7 protein-coding genes are annotated in these 9,610 nt (G+C 68.0%); all 7 read right to left on the minus strand.

From position 1 onward, the window contains the following. Entirely contained in the window at positions 1–981 is a 981-nt protein-coding gene (locus ABW16_RS23740; RefSeq protein WP_052956741.1) for a PPE family protein, read from the minus strand. A 7-nt stretch (positions 982–988) separates the two neighbouring features. Continuing rightward, complete coding sequence (locus tag ABW16_RS01680) at positions 989–1,765, minus strand: hypothetical protein (RefSeq protein ID WP_047317359.1); 777 nt, start codon at positions 1,763–1,765, stop codon at positions 989–991. Positions 1,766–1,780: 15 nt separating this feature from the next. Then, complete coding sequence (locus tag ABW16_RS01685; protein ID WP_047317360.1) at positions 1,781–2,215, minus strand: hypothetical protein; 435 nt, start codon at positions 2,213–2,215, stop codon at positions 1,781–1,783. Between the two features lie 31 nt (positions 2,216–2,246). Continuing rightward, positions 2,247–5,381 carry an SMP-30/gluconolactonase/LRE family protein gene (locus ABW16_RS26335; RefSeq protein WP_157864225.1) on the minus strand — a complete coding sequence of 1,045 codons (3,135 nt, stop codon included), beginning with the start codon at positions 5,379–5,381 and terminating at the stop codon, positions 2,247–2,249. Between the two features lie 197 nt (positions 5,382–5,578). Further along, the gene (locus ABW16_RS01705; RefSeq protein WP_047317364.1) at positions 5,579–6,202 is read right to left on the minus strand and encodes a phage fiber-tail adaptor protein; all 624 of its coding nucleotides are present in this window, start codon (positions 6,200–6,202) and stop codon (positions 5,579–5,581) included. A 32-nt stretch (positions 6,203–6,234) separates the two neighbouring features. Then, positions 6,235–8,697: a hypothetical protein gene (locus ABW16_RS01710; RefSeq protein WP_131721456.1), complete on the minus strand. Its 2,463-nt coding sequence runs from the start codon at positions 8,695–8,697 to the stop codon at positions 6,235–6,237. 35 nt (positions 8,698–8,732) lie between these two features. Next, complete coding sequence (locus ABW16_RS01715; protein WP_131721457.1) at positions 8,733–9,608, minus strand: hypothetical protein; 876 nt, start codon at positions 9,606–9,608, stop codon at positions 8,733–8,735. Positions 9,609–9,610: the final 2 nt, after the last annotated feature.

The following is a 9,610-nucleotide window of genomic DNA, read 5'->3' on the forward strand; positions in this document are numbered from 1 at the left end:
TCATCCTCCTGCGGGGTGTTTGGGCATTACGGTCGGTTGGTCGCCGTAGCGTGGTTGCGCGGCGGCGTGTTGGTCGCGGCTGCGCTGGTTGATGTTCGGCAGCGCCAGCGGTATCGGTGCTGGTAGTGGCGTTGTGCCGGTCGGGCCTGGTATGAAATCTGGTATTTTTTCGGCCGTTTTCGGTGGCTGCGCCCAGTTCGGTGGGACCGTCAGACCGCCGATGCGACCGCCAGCACCGACGCGCACAGCGACCGCGGTGCGGACACTCGGCGTCGGCGCGGCCACTGCGGGTGATTCGATGATGTTGCGCACGCGGTTGAGCACATCGGGCACGGCCGCGACGCTGCTGGCGGCCCACAGCCCGGTCATCAGCGCCAGCACACTCGTCGGCAGCTCGTACGGCGCGTCGCTCAGCAGCGACTGAAACGTCTCGTCGAGCCACGCGCCCGGGTCGGTGGCAGTATCGACGCCGACCTGCTGTCCGGCGGCCGGAACCTGCAGCTGCCCGGTCGCGGTGGCCGCCGCTGCGGCGTAGGCGTGCATGGCAGCGATGTCCTGCGCCCACATCTGCTCGTATGCGGACTCGAGCAGCGCGATCGCGGTGCTGTACTGACCGAGGATGTTGAGGCCGGTCAGCATCGCCCACAGCTGCCGGTTCGCGGCGATGTGGGCCGGGCTGGCGACGGCGGCGTGCACCTGCTGGAATGCGGTCGCCGCCGCGGTGGCAACTTGGCCGGTGTTGGCCGCCGAAGTTGCCAGTTCGGTCAGCAGCGCGACGTAGCTGCCGACGGTGGTGCGCATGGACGTCGCAGCCGAGCCGTGCCACGGGATGCCAGCCGTCACCGCAGTCACGGCTTGTGCCGCGGCGTGCAGTTCGTCGGCGAGCTGCTGCCATGCCAGCGCCGCCTGCTCGAGCGGCGCCGCGCCGGGGCCTGCGTAGATCGCCGCCGATGTCACCTCGGGTGGCGCGTACAGGCTCACCGGCCTGTTATTCGACGCTCGTCAGCGCCTGCAGTTGTGCGCGCAGAGCCTCGACGTCGATGCCGGTCGCGGTGGCGACGCCGGTGCGGAACTTCTCGACGGTCAGGTAGGCGTACGCCTCGTCGGATGCCTGTTCGTAGCCGGCCTGCGTGATCTCGACGAGCGAGCCCCACGACACCAGCACGGCGTTGCCGTCCCGGAACGCCACACACGGCACGTAGTGGCCGCCGGCTGGCTGCGGACGTGTCACGGCGTCCCAGGTTTTCGGGAACTGCTGTATCCACTGTCGCGGCATCTGCAGGCCGAGGCCGACGCCGTCGAAGTAGTAGGCGGCGTAGCGTAGTTGCTCCCAGTTGCCGGGGTCCAGCGCCACGTAGGCGCCGATCGGGTGCCGGCGCCCTGCGGCGTCGGACAGTCCCGTGCTGCGACGTTTCGCGAGCGCGGCGGCGATATCGGTGCCATTGTCGGTCGGGTTCTCCCCCGTCGCGGGGTCGACGGCGGCGTTGGGGTCGTAGCCCGTCAGCTCGCGGTAGTTGGCGATCGCCGTGGCCGCGTCGACGGGCACGCTGCGGCCAGCCTCGGCGTTCCACAGCATGATCTCGTGCAGGGCGCCGGCTTCGTAGCAGTCGCCGACCTGGTCGTTGCCCAACATGCCCCAGTCCCAACCGATGAGCCGCTCGTGGCCGAAATCGGCTGGCGGCTCGTCGAGTTTGGTGGTGTCGGCGAAATCGCTGAAACGCAGCTTCACCGCGCCGGGACGAGCGGGTCGCTTTCCGAGCTTCATCACGATCGGTGCTCCTTACGGGTGGCTGATGGTGAGGACGACGCCGTCATTCCAAGTGATCTGGAAGGTGCCATTGGTGTCGGATTCGGCACCACCGAAGTCGATGACCGTCAGGATCGGGTTGGCAGCCGCGGTGCCCGGTGTGGTGTCGACGACCGCGGCCTTGTAGGCGGTGATCGTCGAGTCGTTCCATACCGGGTTGTCGGCCGTGAGTGACAACGTTTTCGACGCGTAGCTGACGGCTTGGTTGGTGAGTGCCTGACCGCCGGTGGTGTAGCCGTTGCCGTTGGGGATCTCGTGGGCGCCGAGGTCGGACTGGTAGCGGTGCGAGTCCGAGAATGTGTAGCCGTTGTCGAGCAGGATCACCTTCAGCGTGTCGCTGGACAGGTTGATCTGCTTGGCGGCCAGCGACTGCAGGAAGCCGCCCGGGACGGTGTTTGTGATGGTCATATTGGTTGTGTCCTTTCGGGACTGGTTGGGATCAGATCCATTCGAGAAGTAGGTATCCGGGCTGTCCGACGCCCGCGACGCCAGTGGTGCCGCCGGTGCCGGAGCCGCGGCCGCCGCCGCCGCCGCCGTAGCTGCCACCGTCACCGGCGTCGCCGGATTGCTGGAATCCGAAGTTGTTGACGGTGCCCGCACCGCCACCGCCACCGCCGGGCCGCCCCGGCGATGTGGTGCCGTTGGTGCCGTTTCCGGCCTTGGGCCGCGAGCTCGTCGTCGGCGCGCTGCCGGCGCCGCCGGCCCCGCCGCCGGACGTGGTGGAACTGCCGCCCCTGCCGCCGGTGAGCGTCCCGGCGACCGATGCCGCTGTGCCGCCGCCACCACCGCCGGCGCCGGCGGCACTACCGCCAGCTCCACCGCCGCCGTTGCCACCCACGCCGCCCGGACCCGATCCGGTTGCAGCAGTGACACCGACCACGTTGAGCAGACCCCCGTAGCCACCCGACGTCGTGGTGCTGCTGCCGCCGTTGCCGGCGATGACCGTCAGTGATCCGCTGGTGAACCGGCCACGACTGCATGTGTAGGTCGAGCCGAGTGACGCGACGGGAATGAACGTGCGGGCGACGTAGGCGCCGCCGCCACCACCACCGCCGTTGTTGACCGAACTGCCGTTGCCGCCCTGGCCGATCGCCGTGACGTACACACCGGAACAGCCAGCGGGCACGTCCTGGTTGGTGTGGGTGACGTTTTCCTCGTTGAACGGATCGAACGGCGTGATCGCGGTGACGGTCGGAGCCGGCGCGGCGATCGTGACCGTTTGTGCGGTCGGAACCGTCACAGTGACGTTGATGACGCTGTGGACGGTGACGGTCGGTGCTGGCGCCGACACCGATGCCGTAGCCGTTGGCACGACCACCGTGGCCGAACCGGTGACGGTCGGTGCTGGCGCCGACACCGTGGCCGTAGCCGTCGGCACGACCACCGTGTCGTCGATTTGGTCGGTGACGATCAAGCTCGGAGTTGGTGCGGTAACCGACACCGTCGCGGTCGGTACCAGTGCAGTTGCCGAGGTTGCACCGGCGAATCGGAGCGCGATCCACGCAAGCGTGCCGTCGGGCGCCGTGTAGACCGTCGATTGCACGCCAACTGTTGACATCTCGTAAATGGCGCCGTCGCTGATGTCGGCGACGTAGACCACACCGTTCGGGTCGACCGCGACGCTCTGCGGCTGCGAGAGTCCGGTGAACGGAACGGTGGATTGCACACCGGCCGCCGACATCTTGTAGACGGCACGGTTACCGGAGTCGGCGAGGTAGACGTCTCTGGTTGATGGGTCGACCGCGACGCCGAACGGCTGCAGGAGTCCGGTGAACGGAACGGTGGTTTGCACACCGGCCGCCGACAGCTCGTAAACAGCGGCGTTGCTGACGTCGGAGACGTAGATGTCGCCAGTCGCGGAGTTGACCGCGACGCCTTCGGGTCTGCCGAGTCCGGTGAACGGAACGGTGGATTGCACGCCAGCCTGCGACAGTCGATAGACCGCGCCATTGGCATAAGACGCGACGTAGACGTCGCCGGTCATCGAGTTAACAGCGATGCCGTTCACCGATGAGAGCCCCGTGAAGGGCAGCCTGGTCTGAACGCCGTTCTCGATGGTGTAGACCGCTACGGTGCTCTGGTCGGCGACGTACACATTGCCGGCAGTGTCGACTGCGATGCCGAGCGGCAGCGCGAGGCTGAACGGCAGCTGCGTCTTCACGCCCACGTCGTCGATCTCGTAGACGTCGGTGTCGGTCAGGTAGATGTAGGTCTGCGTTCCGATCGCGATGGCCGGTGCCGGGGCTTCGACGGCGATGGTGGCGGCCGGAACCTCGATGAGTGCCGATCCCGTCGCGGTCGGGCCGATGCCGGTTACGGTGACAGTCGCTGTCGGGACGGTGACCGCGGTGACTGCGGTGACGGTCGGTGCTGGCGCAGCGATCTCGATGGCAGCAGTCGGCACCGTGGCCGCTGTGATGGCCGCGACCGCCGGAGCGGGCGCGTCGACGGTGACACTGGCGGCAGGCACCGCGATCGATGTAACCGCCGCGACCGCCGGGACCGGCGCTTGCACGCTGACACTGGCGGCCGGCACCGCGGCCACCGCCGAGCCAGAAACAGCAGCCGGCGCGGGCGCGGCCACCGTAACCGCAGCGGTAGGCACTGCGATCACCGCGGAACCCGTGACAGTCGGGGCCGGAGCGGTGACGGACAGCTCGGCGGTCGGTGCATCGATCGTGCTGCTGCCCGATATGTAGACCGCCGGTGCCGGTGCCGCGACGGTGACGGCTGCGGTCGGCACGACGATGCTGGCCGATCCACTGACCTCCGGTGCCGGTGCCGCGACGGTGACGGCTGCGGTCGGCACGACGATGCTGGCCGATCCACTGACCTCCGGTGCCGGCGCGGCCACCATGACCGCTGCGCTGGGTGCGGTGATCGTGGTGATCGCCGCAACATCCGGCACGGGTGCAGCGACCTCGATGCTGGCAGTCGGCACGGAAAGCACAACACCTTGCGCGAAGCCGGCTTCACCGGCCTCGACGAGGACGGTGGCGCTCGGCACCTCAACGTCGGCCGAGCCGCTGGCCGTCGGCGCGTCCGCAGCGACCGTGATGGTCGCTGTCGGGACGGTGACGGCGGTGATGGCCGCGACAGCGGGTACGGGTGCAGCGACCTCGACGGTCGCGGTCGGGACCGCGGCCACAGCCGAGCCGGTGACGGCGACTGGTGTCGGCGCGGACACAGTGACGGCGGCCGTCGGTACTGCCGCGGTCGTGAGAGTCTCGGCGGTCGGTGCTGGCGCCTGCACGGTGATGGCGGCGGTCGGAACGATGGCGACGGCCGAACCTGATACGGCTGGCGCTGGCGCCGCGACGGTAACCGTGGCAACCGGAACCTCGGCGTCGACGCCGACGATCACAGTCGGAACCGGCGCAGCCACCTCGACCACCGCGGTCGGCACCAACAACGACGTCGACCGCTCGACTGTCGGGGCCGGCGCTGCCACCGTCAGCTCGGCCGTCGGCACCGCGACGTCGACGTTTAGGCTGCCGTAGGGTCCGCAGACCTCGAACGTCCGCGACCGGGCGGCGACCTCGGCGATCCGCTCGGCGGCCTGCACGACGGACACGCGCAGTCGGGACGCCGCAACCGCGAAAACACGATCAACTACCGGAATTTCAACGGTGCGCGGCTGCGACAGCAGTGCAGCAACGACACGCGGTCGCGGCGCCTCGACAGTCAGGTCGCGATCGGCCGCGGTGACCGTTGCCGAACGACCAGCAGGCGCCGGGACGGTGACAATGCGCGGCCGAGTCGCGCAGCAGGTCATGGAATGTACTGCTCGTTGATCGAAATCTGAATCGACATCGACTCCTCGCGGCCAGCCGCGGTCGTGATGTGGTTCGTCACGTCGTAGACGACGCCGACCGTGCCGCCCTCGACGAACGCCGTCGCTGTGGTGTCGGTGGACGATGGCGTTGGTGAGTCGGCGATCGTCACGCCGAGCGCCGCGGTGTTGGTCAGCGGCGGCGACGCCGTCGTGGCCGCCGCCCGGCCGTCATCGGTGAAACTGACAACCGACGGCCCAAGCGTGACGAGCAGCTTGTTTTCCTGCCCGGATTCTGTGCCGGCGTAGACCTTGATGGCGGTCGCGTTCGGCACCCTCGGCCACGCGAGTTGCGCCAGCCCGTTCGCGTCGGCCCACGTCGCCGATACCTCGTTGGACGCGGTGGTCTCACCGTTAGCATCGACCGCGGTGATCACCCAATAACGGGAGCCCGCCGGCAGCACACCCCCGGTATTAGCGGTGCCCACCAGCGTCAGCGCGACCGGCGGTGTCAGGTTCTCGACAGACCATTCCGACTCGGCGATCGTGTCGCCATCCGGCAACCACTTCGCCCAGTCGACCGTGTAGTCGAGTTTCGCACTCGGACCCTGCGAGAAAGTCATGTGATGGCCTTCGGCTCGTGAATATTGTTGTGCTACAGCAGACTTCGGTTGGCCAGCGCGATTTCCATGACCGTAAACCATTTCGAATCGCCGATGATCTGCCACGACCCGGGCGTCCCGAGCGTCGTTGTGCCGGTGTAGGTCGGCGGCGCGGGCGCGGTCGTGTGGTAGGACGTCAACGAGCCGCCCGGAATGACCGCCACCGTGTCGCCCGGCTTCAGATCCACAACGGTCTGATATTCCAGTCCGGCCGCCGTGGTCACGCCCGCGGCGTAGGTGCGGATGATGCCGTTGACGACCACGTACATGTTCGCGGTGAACATGGTGCCGTCGATGCTGCCGTCACTGTTGATGGTGGTACTGCCGGCGTCGGCGGCCGTCGGCTCATACCGGCCGCGGACCCAATAAGCGCCGGCCAGACTGACTTTGAAGCAGTTCATGTTCGGCGCCGACAGGTCCGGGGTCAGCGACTGCACATTGTCGAACGTGTTGGCCGGCAACGGCGGCACGCCGTTACTGTCGGCGCCGAACGCCGTCAGCGTGACCGGAGTGGTCGATTCACGGATGAGTCGTCCGAACGAGCCGACCTCGGTGTCCGGTGCCTGCAGCAGGATCTCGAGCACGACCCACGAGTTGCCCGACCCCGACGCCGCGGTCATCCCGAACGTGTTGTTCGCCGAGCTGGCCGCGACATCACCGATCGCGACCGCCAGGCCGTGCGTCGACGCCCATGCCTTCGTGGTGCGCTGCGTGGCGCCCGTCATCGATGACAGGGCCGCAGCCGTCGATGATGCGGCCCGGTTGACGAACAGTGCCACCGACAACGACCGCGGATCGTCGACGGTCTGCCCGGTCGTCAGCGACAGGCTGGCCGTGCTCTGGCCGCCGTGGTTGAAGCCACCGACACCGACCGAGTTGACATCGCAGTAGCTGACCGATGTGGCGGCGAAGCCGTTCCATGTCGCGCTGGTCTCGGTCTCGACGGTCAGTGACACCGTGTACGTGCCCGGGTTGACGAACGCGCCGAGCAGCACACCGACCACGTCGTTGGGCGACGAGAACTGCAGCACAGGCACGTTCACCAGGCCGTCGGATGAGACGGCGGTCGCGCTGAATCGGGCGATCGCGACGTTCTCAGGGTTGTCGAAGATCGCGCCGATCAGCAGGTAGTTCGCTGCGGCGCTGACGGTGTGCGACCAGGTGATTGTCTTCGTGGTGCCGGTGTAGCTGCCGGTCGATGCGCCGGCGCTGGCCGCGGCGTCGAACGTGATCGCGGCGTCGCTGCCGGCGGCGGTGTTGACGACGATGTTCTGCTGCGGGATCTTCTGCAGTGCCTGCACGACGGCCGCGGTGTCGGGCACGACGCCGGTGGCGTTGCCGCCGTAGACGGCCTGGTGGATACCGTCGGCGACGGCCTGCGCTGATGCGCTGGCGGTGGCCGCGTTGGTGGCGATCGCCGGTACACCGCTGGCGTTCTCCGAGCCGGGTGTCGTCAGATCCGGCACGGTCTGCACCGCGATCTGTGTAGATGTCGCCGGGTTCGGTGTGCTGGCCGCGCCGGGGTTGAACAGGTTCGTGAAGAACGTTGACAGGCCGTCGATGACGGGATCGACTCCGGCCTCGATGTCGGCCACGGTCTGCGGGCTGGCTCCGAAGAACCCGCCGATGCCGTTGATCAGATTGTTCGCCGCGGTGGTGACGGTGTTCGCGGTCTGTTGCGCGCCGGTGGCCGCGGCGTGCGCGTCGTCGGCGGTGCTGGCCGCCGCGCTGGCCGTGCCGGTCGCGGTCGCAGCACTCGCCACCGCGCCCGCGACGTCGTCGCCGAGGCTCGCGTTGCCCGATGTCGACGAGACCACGGTGTGCGGGATCTGCGACGGCGCGTTGACGGTGACCGTGGCGCCCGGGCCGATCATGTCGACGGCGAGCTGCTGCACATCCGGTCCGATGTCTTCCCATCCGCGGCCGTCGGCGAAAACCACGTCGTTGAACAGGTTTTGCAGGTCGACATGGATGTTGTCGTAGCTCGACGGCAGAGCCGAGTGCTGAATATTCGACGTGTTGGTGCCGACGACCGCGCCCGGACCGAACAGGTCACCGATGAACACGTTAAGTGCGTGCGTGAAATCGGCGGCGTCTCCGGTCTGCGATAGACCCATCGCGGCGAGACCGTCATCGATCAGTGTCTGCAGGTCGGTGCTGGCTTTTTCGGCGGCGGTTTGCGCCTCACCGGCTGCCGTCTGCGCATCGTCGGCGGTGGTCTGCGCGTTGGCGGCCGTGGTTTGGGCGCCCTCCGCTGCTGCCAGAGCGGCCTGCGCTTTCGCTTCCATCTCCTCGCCGTATTGCTGCAGGAACGCGAACGGCTTCATGCCCAGTACGTCGACGCTGGCGAGCGCGAACGCCACCTGTGCGAGCACCTCGTCGACGATTGCCTCGCCGAACGCCTTCGTCTGCGGCGAGTTGAACGGCGGCGTCTTCGCCGGCACAGTTCGGTGCACCGACGGCACCGGCGTCGTCGCTTTCGGGTATTGGCTCACAGCAACGCGGGGATCTGGTTGCAGGTGAACGCCGTCTGCGATGCCGCCGTCGACCAGGTGTCGTTTGTCGGGTTCGACTGCGTGGCAACGAAAAATATCGTGGCCGTCTCATTGGCCGCGACCTTGGCCGGTGTCGCGGGGATCGGCAGCTGCGGCGTCAGGTTGATCGCGATCTGCGCCTGGCCGCCGATCGCCCAACCGACCCCGACCTGCGGACCCGTCGGACTGTTGAGGTTCGCCGTCAACGTGATCAGTGTGTTCTGCGTACCGGACACCACGCACTGCCCGTGAGGCTGCGGATACCAGGCGTAGGGCCGCGCCGGCAGTGCCAGCTCGGTCAGGGTGCGCGACGCCTGCGACGACGCCGGCGTCGAGATCGGCTGCCCGGTGAAGATGTCGGTGATGAGCTGCGGCACGTAGTCGAACATGTTCGTGGCTTCGTTCCACGCCAGCGTCCAACCGTCGGCGGTCGGTGTTCCGTTCACGTCGGGCGCGCTGGTCAGGTCGTTGCCGGGGCCGGGGTCGCCGGGCTGCCCTTGGTTCATGTAGATGACGACGTCGTAGACCGCGGGGATGCCGGGGCCGCCGGGGCTGACCGGGATGAATTGGCCGGCCGGGTCGGGTAGCGGCTGCCCGTATGGCACGGGTATGACGTCGAGCTTGCGGAACTGCGGTGACGGCCCTGGCCGGCCCTCCGCGAGCGGGGGGATGTTGATCAACGCGCCGCCGGGTCCGAACACGCACACTGCGGTCTGCGTGGTGCCGGGTTCGATGCCGGCCGGGAATAGCACGTCTCCGCGGTACATCACGGCGCCTGCTGGATAGCCGACAGGCGAGAAGTCCCAGACGCCGCTCATCTCGGGTGCAGTCACGT

The sequence above is a fragment of the Mycolicibacter heraklionensis genome (assembly GCF_001021505.1).
In the GTDB taxonomy this organism is placed as follows: Bacteria; Actinomycetota; Actinomycetes; order Mycobacteriales; family Mycobacteriaceae; genus Mycobacterium; species Mycobacterium heraklionense.